This is a genomic window from Paenibacillus sp. GM2FR (genome assembly GCF_002803325.1).
Lineage (GTDB): Bacteria > Bacillota > Bacilli > Paenibacillales > Paenibacillaceae > Paenibacillus_AQ > Paenibacillus_AQ lautus.
In genome coordinates, this window is record NZ_MKZM01000008.1 from 383,689 (window position 1) to 405,328 (window position 21,640).

Annotated in this window: 28 protein-coding genes, 2 tRNA genes and 1 pseudogene; 29 read left to right on the plus strand and 2 right to left on the minus strand. The window is 49.9% G+C overall.

The window, feature by feature from the left end; translation table 11 throughout:
- Positions 1–8 precede the first annotated feature (8 nt).
- Positions 9–389, minus strand: a complete 381-nt coding sequence (locus tag PAEVO_RS01790) for a helix-turn-helix domain-containing protein (protein WP_100536018.1) — start codon at positions 387–389, stop codon at positions 9–11.
- A 102-nt stretch (positions 390–491) separates the two neighbouring features.
- On the opposite strand from PAEVO_RS01790, the gene PAEVO_RS01795 reads away from it, so the two are divergent.
- From PAEVO_RS01795 to PAEVO_RS01890, 22 genes and pseudogenes are all read left to right on the plus strand, one after another.
- Positions 492–713, plus strand: a complete 222-nt coding sequence (locus PAEVO_RS01795; RefSeq protein ID WP_100536019.1) for a helix-turn-helix transcriptional regulator — start codon at positions 492–494, stop codon at positions 711–713.
- Positions 714–852: 139 nt separating this feature from the next.
- The gene (locus PAEVO_RS01800; protein ID WP_100536020.1) at positions 853–1,179 is read left to right on the plus strand and encodes a helix-turn-helix domain-containing protein; all 327 of its coding nucleotides are present in this window, start codon (positions 853–855) and stop codon (positions 1,177–1,179) included.
- Positions 1,172–1,396 (plus strand): hypothetical protein, encoded by a 225-nt coding sequence (locus tag PAEVO_RS01805; protein WP_100536021.1) that lies wholly within the window; start codon positions 1,172–1,174, stop codon positions 1,394–1,396. The genes PAEVO_RS01800 and PAEVO_RS01805 overlap by 8 nt, the downstream gene beginning before the upstream one ends.
- Before the next feature lie 190 nt (positions 1,397–1,586).
- Positions 1,587–1,844 (plus strand): AbrB/MazE/SpoVT family DNA-binding domain-containing protein, encoded by a 258-nt coding sequence (locus PAEVO_RS01810; protein WP_100536022.1) that lies wholly within the window; start codon positions 1,587–1,589, stop codon positions 1,842–1,844.
- Between the two features lie 38 nt (positions 1,845–1,882).
- A complete protein-coding gene (locus PAEVO_RS01815) occupies positions 1,883–2,281 on the plus strand; it encodes a hypothetical protein (RefSeq protein ID WP_100536023.1) in 399 nt (132 codons plus the stop codon).
- A complete protein-coding gene (locus tag PAEVO_RS01820) occupies positions 2,278–3,483 on the plus strand; it encodes a DUF2800 domain-containing protein (RefSeq protein WP_100536024.1) in 1,206 nt (401 codons plus the stop codon). Before PAEVO_RS01815 ends, PAEVO_RS01820 begins: the two co-directional genes overlap by 4 nt.
- Positions 3,484–3,640: 157 nt before the next feature.
- Complete coding sequence (locus tag PAEVO_RS01825) at positions 3,641–4,240, plus strand: DUF2815 family protein (RefSeq protein ID WP_100536025.1); 600 nt, start codon at positions 3,641–3,643, stop codon at positions 4,238–4,240.
- An 80-nt stretch (positions 4,241–4,320) separates the two neighbouring features.
- Positions 4,321–6,264, plus strand: coding sequence for a DNA polymerase (locus PAEVO_RS01830; RefSeq protein WP_100536026.1), 1,944 nt, complete (start codon positions 4,321–4,323; stop codon positions 6,262–6,264).
- A gap of 252 nt (positions 6,265–6,516) precedes the next feature.
- Positions 6,517–7,221: a DUF3310 domain-containing protein gene (locus tag PAEVO_RS34080; protein WP_207797437.1), complete on the plus strand. Its 705-nt coding sequence runs from the start codon at positions 6,517–6,519 to the stop codon at positions 7,219–7,221.
- Complete coding sequence (locus tag PAEVO_RS33635) at positions 7,218–7,358, plus strand: hypothetical protein (RefSeq protein WP_165789602.1); 141 nt, start codon at positions 7,218–7,220, stop codon at positions 7,356–7,358. Before PAEVO_RS34080 ends, PAEVO_RS33635 begins: the two co-directional genes overlap by 4 nt.
- 6 nt (positions 7,359–7,364) lie before the next feature.
- Positions 7,365–7,517: a hypothetical protein gene (locus PAEVO_RS33640; protein ID WP_165789603.1), complete on the plus strand. Its 153-nt coding sequence runs from the start codon at positions 7,365–7,367 to the stop codon at positions 7,515–7,517.
- A gap of 6 nt (positions 7,518–7,523) precedes the next feature.
- Positions 7,524–7,706, plus strand: coding sequence for a DUF6877 family protein (locus PAEVO_RS01840; RefSeq protein WP_100536027.1), 183 nt, complete (start codon positions 7,524–7,526; stop codon positions 7,704–7,706).
- A gap of 231 nt (positions 7,707–7,937) precedes the next feature.
- Positions 7,938–8,309: a hypothetical protein gene (locus tag PAEVO_RS01850; RefSeq protein ID WP_100536029.1), complete on the plus strand. Its 372-nt coding sequence runs from the start codon at positions 7,938–7,940 to the stop codon at positions 8,307–8,309.
- Positions 8,310–8,322: 13 nt separating this feature from the next.
- A complete protein-coding gene (locus PAEVO_RS01855) occupies positions 8,323–10,671 on the plus strand; it encodes a virulence-associated E family protein (protein ID WP_100536030.1) in 2,349 nt (782 codons plus the stop codon).
- A gap of 267 nt (positions 10,672–10,938) precedes the next feature.
- Positions 10,939–11,220 (plus strand): VRR-NUC domain-containing protein, encoded by a 282-nt coding sequence (locus PAEVO_RS01860; protein WP_100536031.1) that lies wholly within the window; start codon positions 10,939–10,941, stop codon positions 11,218–11,220.
- Positions 11,221–11,357: 137 nt separating this feature from the next.
- Positions 11,358–11,642: an HNH endonuclease gene (locus PAEVO_RS01865; RefSeq protein WP_207797438.1), complete on the plus strand. Its 285-nt coding sequence runs from the start codon at positions 11,358–11,360 to the stop codon at positions 11,640–11,642.
- Positions 11,639–13,019 (plus strand): annotated as a pseudogene (locus PAEVO_RS01870) (SNF2-related protein). Before PAEVO_RS01865 ends, PAEVO_RS01870 begins: the two are co-directional and overlap by 4 nt.
- A complete protein-coding gene (locus PAEVO_RS01875; RefSeq protein ID WP_100536033.1) occupies positions 13,016–13,624 on the plus strand; it encodes a GumC domain-containing protein in 609 nt (202 codons plus the stop codon). The pseudogene PAEVO_RS01870 and the gene PAEVO_RS01875 overlap by 4 nt, the downstream one beginning before the upstream one ends.
- 162 nt (positions 13,625–13,786) lie before the next feature.
- A tRNA-OTHER gene (locus tag PAEVO_RS33645) sits at positions 13,787–13,875 on the plus strand.
- 4 nt (positions 13,876–13,879) lie between these two features.
- Positions 13,880–13,952, plus strand: a tRNA-Pro gene (locus PAEVO_RS01880).
- A gap of 141 nt (positions 13,953–14,093) precedes the next feature.
- Complete coding sequence (locus tag PAEVO_RS01885) at positions 14,094–14,705, plus strand: SLATT domain-containing protein (RefSeq protein WP_100536034.1); 612 nt, start codon at positions 14,094–14,096, stop codon at positions 14,703–14,705.
- Positions 14,706–14,766: 61 nt separating this feature from the next.
- Positions 14,767–14,970: an Acb2/Tad1 domain-containing protein gene (locus PAEVO_RS01890; protein WP_100536035.1), complete on the plus strand. Its 204-nt coding sequence runs from the start codon at positions 14,767–14,769 to the stop codon at positions 14,968–14,970.
- Between the two features lie 25 nt (positions 14,971–14,995).
- Here the strand turns inward: PAEVO_RS01890 and PAEVO_RS34850 are convergent, their stop codons facing one another.
- Complete coding sequence (locus PAEVO_RS34850) at positions 14,996–15,130, minus strand: zinc ribbon-containing protein (RefSeq protein ID WP_100536036.1); 135 nt, start codon at positions 15,128–15,130, stop codon at positions 14,996–14,998.
- Positions 15,131–15,221: 91 nt separating this feature from the next.
- On the opposite strand from PAEVO_RS34850, the gene PAEVO_RS01900 reads away from it, so the two are divergent.
- The 7 genes from PAEVO_RS01900 to PAEVO_RS01930 all read left to right on the plus strand — a co-directional run bounded on the left by PAEVO_RS01900 (position 15,222) and on the right by PAEVO_RS01930 (position 21,605).
- On the plus strand, positions 15,222–15,449 hold the full coding sequence (locus tag PAEVO_RS01900) for a hypothetical protein (RefSeq protein WP_100536037.1): 228 nt from the start codon (positions 15,222–15,224) through the stop codon (positions 15,447–15,449).
- Positions 15,450–15,504: 55 nt separating this feature from the next.
- Positions 15,505–16,197 carry a terminase small subunit gene (locus PAEVO_RS01905; RefSeq protein WP_100536038.1) on the plus strand — a complete coding sequence of 231 codons (693 nt, stop codon included), beginning with the start codon at positions 15,505–15,507 and terminating at the stop codon, positions 16,195–16,197.
- On the plus strand, positions 16,190–17,635 hold the full coding sequence (locus PAEVO_RS01910; protein ID WP_100536039.1) for a terminase large subunit domain-containing protein: 1,446 nt from the start codon (positions 16,190–16,192) through the stop codon (positions 17,633–17,635). The genes PAEVO_RS01905 and PAEVO_RS01910 overlap by 8 nt, the downstream gene beginning before the upstream one ends.
- A gap of 225 nt (positions 17,636–17,860) precedes the next feature.
- Positions 17,861–18,106, plus strand: coding sequence for a hypothetical protein (locus PAEVO_RS01915; RefSeq protein WP_100536040.1), 246 nt, complete (start codon positions 17,861–17,863; stop codon positions 18,104–18,106).
- Positions 18,106–20,130 (plus strand): portal protein, encoded by a 2,025-nt coding sequence (locus PAEVO_RS01920; protein ID WP_100536041.1) that lies wholly within the window; start codon positions 18,106–18,108, stop codon positions 20,128–20,130. Before PAEVO_RS01915 ends, PAEVO_RS01920 begins: the two co-directional genes overlap by 1 nt.
- 57 nt (positions 20,131–20,187) lie before the next feature.
- Positions 20,188–21,171: a hypothetical protein gene (locus PAEVO_RS01925; protein ID WP_100536042.1), complete on the plus strand. Its 984-nt coding sequence runs from the start codon at positions 20,188–20,190 to the stop codon at positions 21,169–21,171.
- Between the two features lie 14 nt (positions 21,172–21,185).
- A complete protein-coding gene (locus tag PAEVO_RS01930) occupies positions 21,186–21,605 on the plus strand; it encodes a hypothetical protein (protein ID WP_100536043.1) in 420 nt (139 codons plus the stop codon).
- The last annotated feature ends 35 nt before the right edge of the window (positions 21,606–21,640 follow it).

Sequence of the window (21,640 nt, forward strand, 5' to 3'; positions counted from 1 at the left end):
CAGAGGCTTTACTCAGTCGGCTTCCTTTTATTTTTCTTTTTAGCGTCCCAAAACATGGCCTCCATAACTCTCTTTATTTTTTCCTTGTCATCATCAGAAATTGGCACACCGTCAAACATCACCTCAGCATTATCTTCCAGCATATTTTTAAAGTCGCGTTTATCTTTGTAAGTCGCCCACTCAGGGGCGGGGGTGTCAACGCCTATAATGTAGTCCGATGATACTTTGTGTAACGCAGCAAGCTTAGCGATCATTTCAATATCTGGTTTAGCGATATTGTTTTCCCATGAATTGTATCTGGCTCTTTTCACGCCTAGAGCTTCCGCTAATTGATCTTGGGTTAGACCTTTCTTATTTCTTAGTTGTGTTAATCTGTCTCCGATTTTCATGGTTTAGCCTCCTGAAAAATTAATGATAAAAAAATTATCAAAACGGGTTGACGATAATTAAATTATCAAATATAATCAGAAGTACACAAAGGAGGTGTGCATGTGAAGAGAGCAAAAAGAGAACTTTTAAAAAAATGTCGTAAGTCTAAAGGCTCTCAGTCTTTAGTTGCTTCTGAACTTGGAATTTCAACGGTTTACGTTCGTATGATCGAGAATGGAACCTATACTCCTGGCAGGGATTTGATGTTCAAGTTCTCAAATTACTTCGGTGAACCAGTTGAAGAATTATTCCCAGATTTCTTTGATAATCTTAGTCTTGTTTAAGTGTGCCCAAAGCGATAATTTTATTATCTGTTTTGTATTATAATTGATAATAATATTATCGTCAACTAGCGATAGGATTATTCTGGAAATATTTTTTTAACATGAATGATAATTTATTTATCAAAAGTAGGTGAGCGAAATGATCGGTGAGAAAGCTGCTACAGATTTCTTGGAAGCCATTGCTGAAAGAGTAGCGGAGAAGCTTCTCCCTACTATTATTGAACAACTGAAAACTGAGTCAATTGGCAGACCAGATGTAACTATGGACGTGAACGAAGCGGCTCCTTATATCGGGATTTCTCCTGAGATGCTTTATAAACTTTGCGCTAATAAGCTTATACCACACATACCGCTCAGCTCTACTGGTAGGGGTAGACCGAAACTACTGTTTAGCTCAGCCTCGATAGATCATTGGAAGAAAGAACAAGAAAAGATGCATTACAGAAAGGAGAGCCAATATGAGTAAGGTTTTGGACCTAGCAGTGGAAGATGAAGTCATTGATTATTGCGCTAATGAGATATGCGGCAAGGAGATCTTCTTCGGACAGCCGGTGACAAAGATCGGCCATGGACTGGTTTGTTCGGGGAAATGTCTGGTCGAGAAGATCGGCGCCGTAACCATTATCGCAGGAAGGGAGGTGAAACAGGAGAGTGAACAAGAGGTTACGGATCCGCAGCTGTAAGAACCTGATGGAGCTGATCGAGACAACCAAGTCTACGCTGCTTCGGGAAGTGTACCGTCGGCAATACATTAACCTAGCTTCAAGGCTTAAAAAGAAAAATGCAGCTTGAACGGCTTAGGACCCGTCAAACTGCAAAACAAACAATCAGCATATTAAAGCCAGTTTATCACTGGCTGGAAGGAGAAGCAATATGAAAGCTACTGGAATTGTTCGTTATCTTGATTCTCTCGGCCGCGTCGTTGTTTCAAAGGAGCTGCGTCGGGTGCTGGACATCGCCGATGGGAGCCCTATGGAGATCTATAGCGAGGGTGACAAGATCATCCTCAAGAAATATGCTCCGGGCTGCTTCATCTGTGGGGAGACAGAACCCGAAAAATTAAAGCCTTTCCAATCCAAGTTGGTCTGCACAGACTGTATCAAGTCGGTTGTTGAACACTTTGAGCGTTAAGCAAGAACAACTAATTCAATTATCAGGAGGACTTATACATGCCCGTTCAAATTACGATTAACGGCGATAACGCCGCACAAGCAATAGAGGAATTTGCTACATTGTCCGCTGCATTCGGCGGGGCAGCTGCTCCGTCTGCTACCGTTTCGGAAGAGCCTAGACAGCGACCTCGTAAAACCAACGAGGTGAAGAAAGAACAGCCGAAGGAAGAGCCGGTTAAGACAGCCCCCAAAGACGAAGTAGAGACGGACGGCGACACCGAGGAAGTGGATATTCCAACTGTAGTTGAGCTCCGGGCCAAAGCGCAGGAAGTCGGCAAAGATGCTAAGAAGAAGCCGGCCATCAAAGAACTGCTGGGCAAGTTTGAAAGCGCGTCGATATCGGATGTCCCAGAAGAGAAACGGATCGCCTTCATGGCTGAGCTGGAGGCGCTATGACCCAGCCAGCACATGCTGAACGCGCTCACGCCTTATTGGGTGCATCTAAGGCGGATCAGTGGATAAACTGTCCGCCCAGCGCCCGGCTGCAGGAGAGCATCCCAGACAAGCGTAGCGAGTTTGCCGATGAAGGGACCGCGGCCCATGAGCTGTCCGAGTTGATCCTACGCCGGAGGCTAACACCTTGTAATGCGGCTGAGCGAAAACGACTTGATAAGGCCGTGGAAGATTTTAAGAAGAACAACTCCTATTACGGACCGGAAATGGAGGACGCTGTGGCTGCCTATGTGGAGGTCGTAGAGGAGCATTTCATGGCAGCCAAGGCCCGTTCATCTGATGCGGTTATTCTGCTGGAGGAGCGCCTGGACTTTACGGAGTGGGTGCCTGATGGATACGGTACCGGTGACGTTGTGCTCATTTCGGACGGCGTCCTGGAGGTCATAGATCTCAAATACGGAAAGGGCGTACCGGTCAGTGCGATCGGTAACCCTCAGCTCCGGTTGTACGGTCTAGGTGCCTGGTCGAATTGGAATTATCTTTATTCGATCCATGAGGTCAGCATTACGATCGTTCAGCCGCGCCTGGATAGCGTCAGCACCGATACGCTGCCGCTTGGTGAGCTCCTGGATTGGGCTGAGACAGTCGTCAAGCCTGCGGCCGCCCTGGCTGATGCTGGCGAAGGTGAATACAAGGCAGGCGGCCATTGCCGCTGGTGCAAAGTGAAGGGGAACTGTCGTGCTCGGGCCGAGGAGAACATGAAAGCCTTAGCGTATGAATTCCAGGATCCGGCGCTTCTTTCCTTGGATGAGATCGGTTCGGTTCTGGTGGTGGCTGAGCAGCTGAAGGCCTGGGCGAAGGATGTTGAGGATTACGCTTTCGAGCAGGCTAAAACCGGCGTAAAGATTCCATCCTGGAAGCTCGTGGAGGGTCGTAGTAACCGGTCGATCACAGATAAGGACGCCGCGAAGGCTGCGTTGGAGGCCGCTGAGATCGATCCTGATAAGTACCTCAAACCCCAAGAGTTATTTGGTATCGGCGATCTGGAGAAGAAGATCGGTAAGAAGGAGCTGGCAGAAATATTGGACGGCCTGATCGTAAAGCCGCCAGGCAAACCGGTTCTTGTTCCGGAAACCGACAAGCGGCCCGAGCTGAACAGCGTTGAAAATGATTTCGCTAGCGAAGATTTTTCAGATGCTGTGTAAAAGTTGCAAGCATTTACGGTCGAAGAGTGTTGGATATATTTCATCTGTTTACTACTGCGGGCTTGGAAAGGGACAAATCGGGGTGCATCCCTGGAAGGAAAAACCCCATCCAAGTTGCCCGCTCAAAAATAAAACCAATAAAGGAGCTCAAACAAATATGGCAATCGATAATCAATCAACCAAAGTAATTACTGGTAAGGTACGTCTCTCTTACACTCACGTTTTTGAACCGCAAGAGAACGATAGTGGGGATATGAAGTACAGTACGGCGATCTTGATCCCGAAGTCCGATAAGGAGACGCTTCGCAAGATCAAGGCTGCAGTTGACGCTGCTAAGGAGCTCGGAAAGAGTAAATGGGGTGGCAAGATCCCAGCAAACTGCAAGACGCCGCTGCGTGACGGTGACGAGGAACGGCCAGATGATGAAGCGTATGCAGGCCATTACTTCTTGAACGCCTCGAGCAAAAACAAACCGGGGATCGCTAAGCCGATCGGTAAGGATGGAAACGGCAAAACCAAGTTCCAGGAGATCACGGACAGCACTGAAGTGTATTCCGGCTGCTACGCAAAGGTCAGCCTCAACTTCTACCCGTTTGACGCGAAAGGAAACCGTGGCGTCGCTGCAGGGCTTAACAACATCGTGAAGGTGCAGGACGGTGACTTCCTTGGCGGTCGTAGCAGTGTGAATGATGACTTCGCGAATGAGGATTTTGACGACATTGTTGATATTAGCGACGATGACGATTTCTTGAACTAATCATTTTACTTCTTTGGGAGGGGCTTGGATAACAGGCCCCTTTTTATAACCGCAAATACTCTCGATGGTGGGAAAGTGATATGAAACTACTGCAGATTGACCTTGAAACATACAGCAGCGTAGACATTAAAAAATCAGGCGTCTATCCCTACGTTGAGGCTCCTGACTTTGAAATTCTCTTATTTGCTTACGCTTGGGACGACGATCCAGTAACGGTAATCGACTTTACGGATTTCGAAGAACTGCCTGGCGATGTGCTGAAAGCCCTCACCGATCCAGGGATTATCAAGACGGCCTTTAATGCCAACTTCGAACGGACAGCTTTGGCTAAGCATCTAGGTGTGCCGATGCCGCCGGAACAATGGCGATGCTCAAGCGTTCACGCCCTGACCATGGGGCTTCCTGGGGATCTGGACGGCGTGGCCAAGGTCTTGAAGGTTGACCAGCAGAAGGACAGTGCTGGGAAAGCTTTGATCAAGTACTTCTCAACGCCGTGTAAGCCTACGAAGGCGAACGGTGGGAGGACGCGTAACCTTCCGTATCATGCTCCCGAGAAGTGGCAGCAGTACAAGGATTATAACCGCCAAGACGTAGAGGCCGAGCGAGCTGTTCGCAAAGCAATCGAAAAATACGAGATTTCGGACTTTGAACATCAGCTTTGGGCTTTGGACCAGAGAATCAATGATAACGGGATTTATCTTCATCCGGATTTGCCGGCACGGGCTATTGAATGCGATAACGCCTTTAAGGAGAGGACGATCGAGGAGGCCAAGGAGCTCACGGGTCTGGATAATCCGAATAGTCCGGCGCAGCTGAAAGCCTGGCTGGAGGAAGAGGAAGGGATCCAGATCGATGGCCTGACCAAAGACACGATTCCGACTTTGATAAAGGAAGTTAAGAGCGACCGAGCCCGTGACATGCTCAAGCTGCGGCAGCAGCTGGCCAAGACCTCGGTCAAGAAGTACGAAGCCATGGAGCGCGCACGATGCCAGGACGGCCGCGTTAGGGGACTGCTTCAATTCTACGGAGCAAACCGGACGGGGCGCTGGGCGGGCCGACTGGTGCAGGTGCAGAACCTTCCGCAGAACAAGATCCCCGATTTGGAGCTTGCAAGGGACCTTCTGCTGTCCGGGGATTATGGGCTGCTGGAAATGCTGTTTGGGGCACCGCCGTTCGTTTTGTCTCAGCTGATCCGAACGGCCTTCATTCCTTCGCCCGGATCCAGATTCATTATATCGGACTTCTCAGCGATCGAAGCCCGGGTAATAGCCTGGCTTGCCGGCGAGCACTGGCGGCTTGAGGTATTCAAGACTCACGGCAAGATCTACGAGGCTTCTGCGGCGCAGATGTTTAACCTTTCTCTCGAGGAGATCACGAAGGAGTTGCGGCAAAAAGGGAAGATCGCGGAGCTCGCCCTTGGTTACGGCGGCGGTGTGGGCGCATTGGAATCGATGGGCGCACTCAAAATGGGGCTGACGGAAGATGAGCTCCCGCCTCTTGTTAAGACCTGGCGCGCCGCGAATCCGAAAATCACGAAGCTGTGGTGGGATGTAGACCGGGCAGCCATGACGGCAGTCGAGGAACGTCGAGCGGTAAAGCTGCAGTATGGCCTTACGTTCTACTATGAGCCAGGATATCTTTTCATACGGCTGCCGTCCGGACGCCGGCTATCCTACGTAAATCCGCGGATCGTTGACGGGAAATTCGATAAGCCGGCTCTAGTGTATGACGGCGTGGACCAAACAAAGAAGACCTGGGGGAGAATCGATACCTACGGCCCGAAACTTGTGGAGAACATCGTCCAGGCGATCAGCCGGGATTGCTTGGCAGTCAGCATGCTCCGTTTGGATGCTGCCGGGTTCCGGATCCGGATGCACGTCCACGATGAGGTAATCGTGGATGAGTCGAAAGAATTTGATTCCCTGCAGGAGATTACGCAGATTATGGGACAGCCGATTGATTGGGCGCCGGGGCTTCCGCTCCGAGCCGAAGCGTTCGAGGCGGATTTTTATAAAAAGGATTGATGGGGTGATCAAGTGGCGCCAAGAGTAGGCGAGAAATATAACACATCAATACCAAAGCGAGAAAACGAACTTAAGTCCTTGGGACACGGTGAGGTTATCCGGTACCAACTATCAGAAGAGGAATTAGCAAAGTATCGAGCATTGCCTGTACCTGATAAAAAGGGAAAATTACCAGTCGGTGTCATGATTTCTAAAACGGATTCGGAACAGCGACGCCGGGCTAAAATGCGATATTCAAAGGAGACGATTGCTATGCCTGCAGTAAAGGACGGCCCGGGAAGTGGGCTCACGAAGGAAATTCTGATCGAGGAAGTCGCAAAGGGTGAAACACTGTCAAGTATCGAAAAGGCCTGGGGCCTCAAATATAACAGCATCCATTATTGGGTGAAAAAGTGGGACCTTAAGGGGATCACTCAGGCAAAGGCCCAGGATATGTTGTCGGAATCGAAGGAGCCTGTCATGAAAGAGAAGGATATGCAGCAAAACGATGCCGTTAAGCCGGAAGTCTACCAACAAACCACGGAAATGCTCAAGAAAGAGAAAAGCGCTCTTGAAGAGGATTTGACCAAGGTTCGTTCGGAGCTGGAACAAGCAGTGAGCAAAATTTACGATCTCAAGCGGCAGCTGTCACTGTCCCGGGAGGCAAACTGCAATCTCAAAGACAAATATGACCTGTTGCTGCAAGAACGCGAAGAATACAAACGTAACTTGGAGGAGTTTAAGAAATTACCTGCAGTTCTGCTGGAGCCATCTGATCCGGTGAACCATCCTCTCCATTACACTCGCGGTGATATTGAGTGCATCGATGCGATCGAGGCGGCGACGGCCGGGTTATCCGGTCCGGAAGCATACAGCACTGGAGCTGCTATTAAGTACCTTTGGCGCTGGAAATACAAGAACGGCCGGGAGGACCTGCAGAAGGCGGCATGGTATGTTAACCGGCTAATTGGTGAGTGACTATGTTTGATCCTTATTCTGAAGGTATCCCGTGGGAGTTCATTTACGACGAGAACGGTGAGCTGATCGGCGAGGTCTATCTGACCTTGCCGGAGCCACCACCAAGAAAGCGAAAGCACAAACGTTTTGAGGAGTGAAGCGCCATGAAATGGGAAGCTTTTGAGTGCGACGATTGCAAACAGCGATTTGCGCTTGAACAGAAGAAGGATGATGAGATCGAAGAACCTTTGTGCCCGGGCTGTGGTGGCTTTTATTGCGGGCCGGTAGAAGTGGAGATCTGGGAGAAAAGAGGATAAGCCGCTATGGAGAATCCATTGGACGAGATTTTAAAGATATCGAATCAGTTACCTATGGTAGTGCTTCAGGACATTAACCAGCGAATAGGTGATTGGTTGGCCATGGGCGGAAAGTCAACGGACTCATATATCGAACAGCAGTTACAGTTTGCGAGACGATTTGTAAAGGATGATGTATCCCATGAATAACAAAGACAAGCAATGCCCTCATTGCGGTAACGATGAATCGTACTATGTTAAGCAGCAAGTAAGTGGAAACATTCATTACCGAATTAATTTTGATGGATCAGAAGGCGAGAATAGCGAAATGTACGACTCTCTACAGCACAAAAGCGGTAAATATGCGTACTGTGATAGCTGCCATAAAAGACTCTTTAGGATTAACGAGAGTATGCGGCCTTTGCTGAAGGAGGTGCCAGAATGAGACCTCTTACAGCTGAAGAGAAATCACTGAGCAAAGCAGCCAAGCAAAGGGCTAATAAACAGCTGCAGGCTCAGCGTCGTAAAGTCGGCGTGCGGATCCGAGACGTGAAGGGCGATCCGGTTATTCTGGAGATCAATGGCAGCTCAATCACGCTTAACTATGAAATGCTTCGCCGGTTCATTCACTCGCTGAAGAACAGGCGCTGGAACATTAGTATGGATACCTGGTCGGGCCCCCAGCCCGTTCTCATTATTCTTCATTATGTCAATTCAAGGAGCAAAGACCGGGGCTTTATCGAGCTCTACGAGTTACCGCCTTATCAAAAGGAATTGCTAACGGATTTACCGGTTATCGAAATAGAAACGTAATTGAGGTGGCAGCATGCAGGAACTGGACATTAGCTTCGGCAAGCACCGGGCCGATACGAACTGGAAAACTGAATATTTGACCTGGGAAGAGTTCGTGGACCGGCTGCGGAAGGTCCGGCGGACAGCAGAGACGATGGCCCAATACGACAAGATGAACAACAACACCCGCGGCAAGGTCAAGGACGGGCCGGCTTTTGTCGGCGGGCTCGTCCGGACGGGGCGGCGAAAGAAAGAGAACGTGGATAGCCGCAGCATGATTACCTTGGACGTCGATCGGGGAGACGACGACTTCCTCTTCTGCACGGAGCTCGTGCTGGGCGGAACTGCCTATGCCGTCTACTCTACGCATAGCCACAGGCCGGAGAAGCCGAAATACCGCCTTATTGTTCCGGCTGATCGCAACATGAGCCCGGACGAATATGCAGCCGTCAGCCGAAAGCTAGCCGAGCAGATCGGCATGAGCTACTTCGACAAGACCACCTTTGATGTGCACCGGCTCATGTACCTTCCCAGCTGCAGCAAGGACGCGGATCCAGTACTCGAGGTGTATGAAGGGGATCCGCTCATCGTAGACCGGCTGCTGAACGAATATGAGGATTGGCGAGACGTTATGGCTTGGCCGCGGCATCCAGAGGATAAGGCACCGGCTCAGCTGGCCGCCAAGAGAGCACAGGATCCGCGGGAGAAATTTGGCACCATCGGCCTGTTCTGCCGGGCGTTCACGATCGAGGAGGGGATTGACACATTCCTCTCGGATGTGTACGTCAAGGGCTCGATGCCGAACCGATACACTTATACCCGGGGCTCGAGCGGTAACGGTTTGGAGATTTATCCAGATCAGGATCTCGCCTTCTCGCACCAGGATAGCGACCCCGTGGCAGATGGTCGGACCTATAACCTGTTTGATCTCGTCCGGGTGCACAAATTCGGTCATCTGGATGAGCATGTCAAGGACCATACGCCAGATGCGAAGAAGCCGAGTCACCTGGCCATGGAGCAGTGGGCGGCGCAACGGCCGGAGGTCAAGAAGCTGGCCCTTGCTGAGCGCCAGGCCGATTTCGCCGAAATGGCGGATGACTTCCCCGATGACGAAGAGGATCCTGACGAGGAAGAATGGGAGACGAAGCTTGAGCTCCATCACAAGACGGGGCAGCCGCTGCCGACGGCGGGAAATATTGAGATCATGTTGACGCATGGGCCGTGGAAGAACGTCCTGGCTTACGATGCTTTTGGCAATTCCGAGGTAATCCGGCGCCCGCTGCCATGGCGGGATCCTGAACGCCCGGGCCGATCCTATGAGCCTTGGCTAGGAGCTGACGACAAACGGCTTCAGCACTGGTTTGCGAAGGTTTACGGGATCAACTCGGCCAAGACCATTCAGAATGCATTTACCGAGGTTGTGCATCGGAATACGTTTCATCCGATCAAGGCGTACCTGGAGAGTGCAACTTGGGACGGCGTGCCGCGTGCTGAGAGGCTATTCATCGACTACCTGGGTGCAGCTGATACGCATTACACCCGGCAGGCTACGCGGAAGATGCTGCTTGCGGCCGTTGCACGACTCTATCGCCCTGGGTGCAAGTTTGACCAGATGCTAGTTCTGGTAGGGCCGCAGGGGGCAGGTAAGAGCTCGCTGCTGGCAAAGCTGGGCCGGGAATGGTTTAGCGACAGCTTACGGACATTTGAAAACAAGGAAGCCGGCGAGCACCTGCAGAGCGGATGGATCTTCGAGATCGGCGAGCTGTCTGCCATGAAGAAGACCGAGGTCGAAGAGGTCAAGGCGTTTTTGTCCAAGACCGAAGACCGTTACCGGGTGGCGTATGACCGGCAGGTGTCAGAGTTCCCACGGAAGTGCGTATTTTTTGGAACAACGAATACCCGTGATTTTCTCCGGGATGCAACCGGGAACCGGCGCTTTTGGCCCGTAGAGGTGTTTCCGGATCGAGCGATTAAAAGCCATTGGGACGAATTGACCGAAGATGAGGTAAGCCAAATCTGGGCGGAGGTTTTGAGCTGGTTTAAGGCGGGGGAAACCTTGGAGCTTGATCACGAGGCCCGCATGGAGGCGGAGCGCCAACAAGCTTCGCATATGGAGACGGATCCGCGGGAAGGACTTATCCAGGAATGGCTTGATACACCATTAGAGGATGAAATGGGACGGCCTACCGAGGACCTTCGGGATCGAGTCTGTGCAGCCCAGATCTGGACGGAATGCCTTGGTAAAAAGCGCGGTGATCTCCGTACCTGGGAGGCAAAAGAAATAATGGATATCATGCGAAATATTCCGGGTTGGGTTGAACGAAAGGGTAAAGCAAAACTTCGTGGTTATGGTGTTCAAAGGGTATTTGAACGGTTGCCTTAAATGGTTTCCGAGAGGGTTGCCGAGTTGCCGTGACCCGTTTCCGAGGTTGCCGAAGATTTGCCGAAAAGTGAATTTTACAGCAACCACGGAAACCCCAATCGTACCAAGGGTTGAAGGGCTATCGTTGCCATGGTTGCCGTAAATTCTACTATTTTAATAATAATATTAATTAACCCATATAGGGGATACGGAAATATAACTTAAACGCGTAAAAACGCAGTACGTGCGTGTAGGGGGCAATTTGGCAACCTGACGAAAGGAGCAAATATGAGAGAATCTGCACTGGAACGCCGACTGGTCCGAGAAGTCAAACGGATCGGCGGGGAAGCGCCAAAGTGGGTAAGCCCAGGAAACCGAGGAGTACCGGATCGATTGGTACTGCTACCCAATGGTCAAACGATATACGTCGAGATGAAAGCGCCGGGCAAGCAACTGGAGCCCTTACAGGAGCGTTGGAAGAAAAAGCTACTTAGCCTGGGCCACAGACATTATAAAATTGATTCGAACGAGGACATTGACCGGTTTATAGACGAGGTGAGAGGGTTTTGAAAATTGAGAAAAGAGGACGGCGAACTATCTTAATAACCGAATGTGCGTATTGTGGAACTGAGTTAGAGAGACCAGCGTACGCCCGAACCCTTGAAGCTAAGCGTCATTTTTGCAACCGTAGCTGTAATCTGAAAATGATGAATGAGGAATTAAACCCTACCCGAATGACCTATGAGACAAGGTTGAAGATACGAAAGGCGCATCTGGGAAAAGGCGAAGGTAAAACATATCCGAAACTATTTGGCAGGCATCTTCACAGGATAGTAGCGGAATTGAAAATTGGCCGCAAGTTGAAGCAGGGCGAGGTAGTTCACCATGAAAATGAAAACAGGCGTAATCCAAGCCCGGATAATCTAAGAGTATTTTCATCACAAAGTGAGCATGCAGCATGGCATGCAAAGAAGAGAGGTGATGCCAAATGAAGTTCATCCCACACCAATATCAGGAGTACGCAACCCAGCGGATCCTGGACACGCCGTTTATAGCTCTACTGCTGGAGATGGGCTTGGGTTAGCAAAACCGTTAGCACCCTGACCGCTATGGATTTATTGCTGAATGATTATTTCGAAGCTGGTCGTGTCTTGGTTATTGCACCCTTGCGGGTAGCAGATGACACTTGGGCCCGAGAGATTGAGAAGTGGGACCATCTGAGACATCTCCGGATCAGTAAGGTTTTAGGGAGCGCCGCGGTTCGGCGCAAAGCCTTGAAGGCAGAGGCGGACATCTACGTGATCAACCGGGAGAATGTAGAGTGGCTTGTCAGCGAGTACGGCAGTCAGTGGCCGTTTGATACTGTGGTGATCGATGAACTGTCCAGCTTCAAAAACCCACAGGCCAAACGGTTCAAGGCCCTTCGTCGGGTCCGGCCAATGATGAAGCGTGTGATCGGCCTGACAGGTACGCCGGCACCGAACAGCCTTATGGATCTTTGGGCGCCGATGTACCTGATCGATCAAGGGGAACGACTAGGTAAGACGATAACAGGTTATCGTGATCGTTACTTTACACCCGGCAGCCGCAACGGCCATGTGGTCTACGAATGGAAGGCCAAGCAGGAAGCAGAGGAACGGGTATATGAGGCCATTTCTGATATTGCCGTCAGCATGAAAGCCGAAGATTGGCTGGAGCTTCCTGAACGGATTGATCGGACGATCCAGATCTCGTTAAGTCCGAAAGCGCAGGAGATGTACAAGAAACTGGAGAAGGAGCTGCTGCTTCCGTTTTTAGATGCTGATGTCGTGGCGAACACCGCGGCCGTTTTGTCGAATAAGCTGCTGCAGATGGCTAGCGGCGCGGTGTACGACGAGGAAAGAGGCGTTAAGTTAATTCATGAAGCCAAGCTGGACGCCCTGGAGGACGTGATCGAGGCAGCCAACGGCAAGCCGGTTATGGTGTTTTACAATTTCAAGCATAGCCTGTCGCGGATCCAAGAGCGATTCCCGCAAGCGAGAATCCTTCGGAAAGGTAAAGACGGGAATGAGGATATTCGGGCTTGGAATAATGACGAGATCCCGTTGTTGCTTCTGCATCCGAAGTCAGCCGGTCACGGTCTGAATCTCCAAGAGTCAAGCTGCCGGACGGTTGTCTGGTTTGATCAGATATGGAGCCTGGAAGAAGACCAGCAGGCTACTGCAAGGGTTCACCGTCAAGGTGTGCGGCACAACATCGTAGTTATCCGCTTGGTAGCCGAGGGGACAATGGATGAGGACGCCGTGGCAGCGCTTGAACGTAAGGCTGCCGGGCAAGATGCCTTGATGGAAGCCGTTAAAGCCAGAATAGAAAGGATGAAGGCATCATGACAATAGAACAACAGGTGATAGAGCAGCTTTCCCAATACCGTCAAAAGAAAGCCCGCATACAGGCACTATCGACGTATAGCGTTGGTGCTGGAATCACCGTATCCCGACTGAATGAAGATGATCAGCTGCAGGAGCTTCACCGCAAATTGAGAGGGCTGCCGTCATACATGTATCTGTCCGGATACGAGCAGAAATTAGAGAATGTAGCGCATGCTTATATGACCCGATATCCTGCCGGCGTCAAGGCACAGAAGCAAGCCGTGCCAGTGCAAGTGCTGGATCCAGAAGACACCGAGCTCCTGCAGGATCTGCGGCGGAAGATTCAAAAGGTGATCGAGGCGAGAGGATACGATATCCGGAATGGGATCGAGGAGATCATGGAGCGCCTGACGGAGCTCCAAGATTTACAGGCCGAAGTGAACCGGATTGACACAGTGCTGGATGCCCTTGAACAATATAAGCCAGATTATGCGAAACTGCTTCGAATGAGATTCGTGGATGGAGTTGATCCGGGCGAAGCCGCAAGAGAGTTTAATATCGTTCGACAAACGTTCTACAAATGGCAGCAGAAAGCCATAGAGGAGTTCTGCAGATTAGCATCATAGGGCAAGAAGACAAACAAGTTACAAAAGAGCGACAAATCATATATATCAAGTTAACCACAGGGCCAAATATACCGTGTTAATATGATATTGTGCCCTACATGTAAGGAGGCGGTCGGCAATGGACCAAACGAGCCGTTAGGCGGCCGTCTCTTTTTAAATTTCACCGACATAGCTCGACGGTAAGAGCGCTGCGGGGCCCCTGTCAAAACAGAGAGCAGAGGATCCAGGTTCAAATCCTGGGGTTGGTGCCAATTTCCGGATGTAGTGTAGCTGGGTAGCACGCTTGCCTTGGGAGTAAGTAGTGTGGGTTCAAATCCTGCCGTTCGGATTTTTCAAATCTTTATCTTCTCCCCTTTTTTGCCGTCTCGGAACGAGGCGGTATTTTGTTTTTACTAAGAGAGAGGATTTCCCCGATTCTTGTCGTAAAGTAAAGATGTACAAGATATATAACCTGGGGGTATAGATCTCAATGAGTGAATTAACAAAAGACGTTGGCACAGCTTCAGATACAACGGTGTTTCTGGATCTAAAAAGAAGAGTGAAGATTACAAGAAAGGCACGTATTATGGCATCAAGAAGGTTAAGAAAAAAATATGAGCTCTATGAGAAAATTACTCATGTGTATTCACTAATTGTATTAATACTGTCTATATGGTTTATTACTGAGGATGGTCCTGGCGCTTTGGTAGCCACTAAGGCATTGTTGATATTGTCACTCTCCTTAACGTTTTTCACTATGTATATAAACATCAGAAATTATAAGGAACGAGCAAGTAATTTTGAAGCTAACTATCAAAGTTTGGACATACTTCTAAATAAGATAGAACGATTAGAGGCTCATCAAGAAAACTTAAATGCTGAAATTATAAAAGGGTTGCATAGGGATTACGAGAAGCTGCTGATAGAAAAAGAAAATCACTTAGACATCGACTACATGATGAGCGACCCAAAAACCTTTAATATTGAAATCAAGAGGTATAATAAAACGCAGTTGCTTATAAATATTGTCATTGCAGTTTACCCACTGATTTTATTTCTTGTAATAGTTTTAGCTAGTAAGTTGCTGGAATGGGGATCATAGTGTTTTATAGGTCGCTGAGATATCAGCGACCCTTTTTATTTCAAAGAGAGGAATGAGTGACATGAACGAACAAATTGAGAACAATTTCAGTTATCACGCCCCGACGCCAGGACAACCGGAGATCTATCAGGCGATCCGAGAGAAGGCCAAAGAGCTTGCCTATCTGATCGATGAATTGGCTCCTGGCAGCCGTGAGAAGTCGCTTGCTATGACGAATCTGGAACAGTCGGTATTCTGGGCGAATGCGGCTGTTGCTAGAAATTAAAAAGCAGCCTTGTGGCTGCTTTGGTTTACGGTCTGAAATCAGTGTTGTGACACTTTGGACATGGTGGCAACGTGTCTGTGTGGTCATCAAGTGTTACGCGAGTGCTGCACTTCGTGCAGGTATAGGTCCCTTTTCCTGGCTTTTCACCTGTTGTTGACATATTAAACACCTCCTTTTATCCTAGTTCTTTCGACACTGAAAGAAGGAAATCCTTCCTAAGTGTCGAAATTCGTAAACATAGGAGGTGAACCATGGAATCATTAAGCTTTATTAGCCAATCACAGCTATGGGATACAATAGGGCCATTTATAATAGCCGCAATATGCACGATTTTGGCCGGTGGGATTTGTTTTATTGCTGTCAAAGCAGTCCCTACATATGCTGTATCTGAAGGGATAAGGAAAAGTTCCCCGTTTATCATTGTATTAGTATTCGCAATATCGATTTATATGGCGAGTGGATTATGGGGATGGAGATAAGAGAGCGCCCATTAAGAGTGCTTTTTTTTATATTCTGTAAAAGGAGCTGATAGAGATGGCATTGACGGCCAAGCAAGAGCGTTTTGTCCAGGAATACCTGATTGACCTCAATGCCACTCGTGCATATAAGTCAGCAGGCTATAGCGTGAAGAGCGATAATGCCGCAGGCGTGGAGGGACATCGGTTACTAAGGAACCCTAAGATTGCCGCTGCGGTTAAAGAAGCCATGGATAAACGGTCTGATCGAACGAAGATTACGGCTGATATGGTCCTGGAACGATGGTGGACGATTGCCAACGCGGATCCGAATGATCTTATCTATCATCGCCGGGTTTGCTGCCGATATTGTTTTGGCCGTGACCATGCGTATCAGTGGGTCGATGAGGATGAGTATCTAAACGCTGTACAGATCGCCCAGGCGATGGAGAAGCCAATTCCCTCGGATGATGGAGGCTATGGTTTTGATTCAACATTACGTCCGCACCCTAAATGCCCTCGCTGCCATGGTGAAGGCTTTGGAGAGATCCACGCCACGGATACTCGGGATCTAAGCCCTCAGGCCCGTATGCTGTACGCTGGCGTTAAGCAGACGCAGTCAGGTTTTGAAATCAAGATGAGGGATCAGGATAAGGCCTTGGAGAATGTGGCGCGGCACCTTGGTATGTTTAACGACAAGATGGAGCTTACAGGTAAAGATGGCGGAGCCCTGCAGGTGATATTCGATAAGGGGATGACGAACGATGAGTAACCGTATCGTAATCCCCTACAAGCCACAGCCCAGACAGCAGGTCTATCACCAGACAAACGATATCGATGAGCTGCTTTATGGCGGAGCTGCCGGCGGCGGCAAGTCAGAAGCCACGATATGGGACGCCTTGAAATATGCCCTGCAGTATCCAGGCAGCCGTCAGATTATCTTTCGGCGGACATTTCCTGATCTCCAGCGTTCCATTATCGCTAGGACGATTGTGGTCTACCCCAAGGAGCTCGGGAAGTACAACCAATCAAAACATGAATGGCTATTCACCAATGGGTCAGTTATCGAACTGGCCTATTTTGATTCCGATATGCATAAAGCCAATTATGCTGGTGCTGAGTATGACGTCATTCGCTGGGAAGAGCTGACGCACTTTGAAGAAGGCTGGTACACCTTCATGCTATCCCGGCTTCGTGGATCCACGCCGTACCCGAGGTATGTTAAGTCAACGACCAACCCCGGGAGCATAGGACATGCGTGGGTGAAGAAGCGATTCATCGATATCGGTGAATGGGAAAAGGTACATGAGGTTCAGGAAACAGATGATCAAGGAGATCCGCTGGTTCACCCGGATACCGGGGAGCCGGTTATCTCTCGACGTATTTTCATTCCGGCCAAGGTACAAGATAACCCGGCGCTGCTGGAAGCTGATCCAAACTATATCGTGCGACTCATGCAGCTGCCTGAACAGGAACGAAAGCAACTCCTCGACGGGGATTGGGACACGTTTGCAGGTCAGTACTTCGGTGAGTTTAGCCGGCCTATCCATGTTGTGGAGCCTTTCGACATTCCCCAGGAATGGGAGAAGTTCCGAGCATTGGACGAAGGCTATACGGATCCCTTTGTATGTTTATGGATCGCCTTGGCTCCAGACGGGACAGCGTACCTTTATCGGGAGTTGGCTAAAACGAAGCTGCTTACATCTGAGCAGGTGGAGCTTGTCCGGTTAAATAGCCCGGTCACAGAAGAGTACGAATATAATGTGGCGGATACGAGCTTCTGGAATAAATCCAAAACGGAGCGCATCACGCCAGCAGAGATATTCGCACAGAAGAATGTACCTTTGATCCAGGCTAAGAAGGAACGCGTAAACGGCTGGAAACGCATGAGGGAATGGCTGCACGTCTATGATGCTATCGATCATGTCACGGGCAACCGATACAAAGATACCAAACTCAAGATTTTCAGTACTTGTATTAAGGCGATCGAGGCGATCCCCGCCATGGTTCATGACGATCGTCATGTAGAAGACGTTGCCGCGCACCCATTGGATCACATACCTGATGCATTGCGTTATTGGTGCATGAGCAGGCACACTCCAAGCAAAGCGACCGGAGCCTGGTCAGCTAATCCGGATGAACTGAAAGATCGCCGGCAGGACTTTGATGACGATGACGACGATATGTCAGAAGTTGAAGGATTCTGGTAAGGTCGATTATTCAATGTTTATGCAAGACATGTGTACAAAACACAAGGTTTTGTGAAATAGTCTGTTACCGCAAACCCTTGATACATAAGGGTTTATTTGTTTTGTACTGAAAAGTGTTTATGCATATTGTATGCAGAAAGCCGAAAAGCCGCATGGTTGAGGGATTTCAGTTTATTCGTATTCCTTACGATATACAGCATTTATACATGAGAGGAAGTGAGCTTTATGGAGACCTGGGCCGTCCTGGTTATAGCATTAATTGCCTTTGCTCCGCCGGTTATTTTGCTCTTCAAGGAGCTTCAATACAAGAATGACAGGATAAAAGAGCTGACGGATCGGCTGATGTTCAGGGATAACGAAACCTACCTGGCTCACCGAGAACGCATCGAACGGCCTCCAGAACCAGTACTGCAAGAAGGACGTAAGCTGAAGAGCTGGTATGATGTTCCGGATTTGGAGGATGAGGCCTGATGAGTTCCCTTCTTGAGAAATTCAGGGGCGTGTTTACGGAGTCAACGGCCAAGACGGAAACGGTCGCCCCCAACACACCCGAGCAGCAGCATATGTACGACACGGTCATGGAGGATTACAACGTTTATAAGGCAGCCCGGCAGCCTATCGAGAAGTACTGGCAAGAAGAGCAGCGGTTTTACATGGGAGATCATTGGTACGGGCTTCGAAGCGAAGCAGCCAGCCGGCTACGGCCCAATGCGGTTGAGAATATCACCTTCTCGCAGATCGAGGCGATTGTCGGAAAGCTTACGGGTTGGATGCCTTATCCTGACTTTGCTCCTGTTGAAGAGTCGGACAAAGAAAAGGCCCGTGACTTAAACGACTATATGCCGAATGAGTTACGAGCCATCAAGTTTAAATCCAAACATGTCCGGGCGATCCGGCGTATGGTCATCCATGGCCCACTGATCTATAAGACGGTATTTGATCCGACGGTCGAGGGCGGCAGAGGCATGAACCGCTACAAAGGCCGTAACGATATCCTGCCAGTGGACCTCGGCAGCTTCTTCCCAGATCCGCGTATTCGGGATTTCATCTATCTGCAGGATATGGGGGCTATCATCGTCAAGACAACCTGCACCATGGAGTATTTCAATGAGCGCTGGCCAGAGCAAGGGGCCAAGGTTGAGCCGGACAACAATCCGGATGACGATGTATTCGCCAATGATTATGGCGAGGGGGATTACAAGCGGACTTCCGATCAACGCCAGACCGCAGGTCTTATTGAATACTGGTACCGGGGTCTTCCCAAAACGGTGAGCCAGGAAGATAACGATCTGTTCACGGAGATGGCTGCAGAGAAGTTGGCAGAAGGGATTGATCCAGCAGAATACATTGCCAAGGCTGAGGGGCGCATGGACGGCGTGCATTGCATCTACGTTAGTACGTCAGGTGTGTTCCTGGAGCACAAAGCCTATGTATACGACCATGGTAAATATCCATTCGTGGCACGCACGCTGTATCCCGATGAGAGCAGCGCGTGGGGCAAAGGTTTCATGCGTGACATGATCAAGCCGCAGATCATGAAGAACAAATATGCGGAGATCGCAGTCGAGACGATGGCCAGACAAGGGAACGGCGGCGTGATGTATGAAGACGGGGCAATCACGAAACCACAAACATGGCAGGAGCGCCGTAGCCAGCCAGGAGCCATGCTACCTGTTGCGCAGGGAAGATTAAATGATGTCAAAGAGCTGCAAGGGATTAATGTCCCAGGCAGCTTATTTAATTTACTCCAGTATTACGACGACATGCTGCAGAAGATCCCAGGTCAGTTCGATAGCGCGAATGGAGCGGCTAACCCGAACGTCAAATCAGGTGAGCAGGCTAAAGCGCTCATGGCTGCCGCAGGAACCAGGCTTAATACAGTGTCGGACATGATCCAGGAAGCGCTGGAGGAAGTCTTTGCACAGTACATTGAATTGATCGCTCAGTTTTATACGGATGAGCGTATTGCCCGTGTGACAGGCCGTGCCGTGGCTATGAGCCGGGATGCGATCATGTCCCAAGCCGCTTCTGAGTTTGATACAGGCGAGACGGTGCTGCCAGTCAAAGAGGAATATCTGCCTGAGTTTGATATAACCGTTCATATCGGAGTCGATAAGCCGCAGGACCGCGAGTATTGGCTCCAGCTTGTATTCAATCTCATTAATATGGTGGATCCGATAACCAAGCTTCCGATGGCTGACGCGGAGGCTGTTGCCTATGTCATTCAAACCGGGCGTATGGAGCCGATGGATGTCATTCGAGCCCGAATTGAAGAAGCAGCGCAACGTGAACAACAGATGCAACAACAAATGCAGCAGGCCCAACAAGCAATGCAAGAGAACCAAGGACTTCAACAGCAGGTTGCCGAGTTGCAGGGTGCGATCCAAGAAGGAGATCATCAGAAGCAAGCTTTCGACCAAACCATTCAGCAACAAAAAATGAATCTTGAAGCCGCAAAGGTCGCCAATGACCTTATGCGTTCGGGCCAGCGGTGAGAATCCTCTGGCCTATTAATTTCTGCCGCCACCCATAGCGGAATAGGAGGATAACCCATGTTTGATGTAAATGACCCATCCACCAACCCAGGTGAGCAAGTCGAGTCCGCCCACCCACAGGCTGACGAGCAAGAACAGGAAATGAGAAGTATTTACGAAGCGTTCGATCTTCAGTATCCGGAGGCCGAATCGGAAGAAGGCGACGACGAGGATCCCCAGGATGAATTGGACGACGAGGAAGCTGATCCCCCCATAGACGGCGAAAACGGTCAACCCAAAGAGCCAAAGGGCCTCATCGTGAAGTATAACGGCCAGGATGTTCTGATCCCCGAGGAAGAGCTTGAGTCTCGTGCTCGGAAGGGTCTGAATTACGACAAGATCGAGGGTCGGGCGAAGCAGTATGAAACGGCACTGGATCGACTAGCCCGTCATCAAGGGTATAAGGATCACGCCGATCTGATTGCTAACCTGGACAAGATCGAACAGGAAGCAGTCCAGCAACAGCAACATCAATTCGATCAGCTCAAAGCCCATCTTCGCCAAGAGGCGGAGGATGCTGGAATTGATCCAGATTCCATGGAGAAATACCTGGACAATCATCCGCTGATCAGACAGGCCAAAGATGTTATCCAGCGCAGCGAGCAAGAACAGCAGCTTCGGCAGCAGGAACAAACTCAGCAGCAGCTCCTGCAAGGCTGGGAAAACCTCTTCCGTAAATATCCGCAGCTGGCCGATCAAGTCAATCCGGACGGGGGAACAGCGCCGTGGTTAACACCAGAAATGCATTCAAGGCTTGAGCGTGGATACGATCCGATCGATGCGTATGAATTGGTGCACCGGGATAGCTTGGTTGCCGAGGAGCGCAAGCGCACAGAACAATCTGTGCTTCGTAACCAACGCCTGAATAAACGGGCCAGGGTGGAGACGAAAACGCCGGCGGATTTGGAGCCGGAGGTGCCGCAAGAATTGGCCGATGCGTTCAGTATGTTTGACCTTGATCCTTCAAGGGCAAAGAAGTATTCCAAAAACTTTAAACGATAAGGAGGCGGTACACAATGCCGCAAGGATTCAGCTATGTATACAACGATTACGGTAAGGATCCGACGAGAATCACGGAATTCCTGATGACCGATAACGAGGCAGGTTATGCAGGTGAAGCAGTCAAGATCGTTTCCGGTAGAGTCACGAAAGCTGCACCTACGGATCCGATTGCCGGTTTCCTGACCTCAAATGTTGAAGCCGGTACCGACAAAGAAACAGAGATCATCCTGGCACGTGAGGGCGACTGGTACGAGGCTGCTTATTCCGGTACGCCTGCAGCTGGTTTTGTTCCTGGTGTCGCTGGTGTCGTATTGGCTGCCGACGGCTTGTCTATCAATGCAGCCACGGTAACCGGTGGGGCTGTTTCGGTACTATCTATTAATTCGAATAAGGGAACTGCGCGGGTTAAGGTTAAGAACCGCCAGTTTTCTTAAGCGATACTATCATAAGAGATTAGGAGGATTACTCT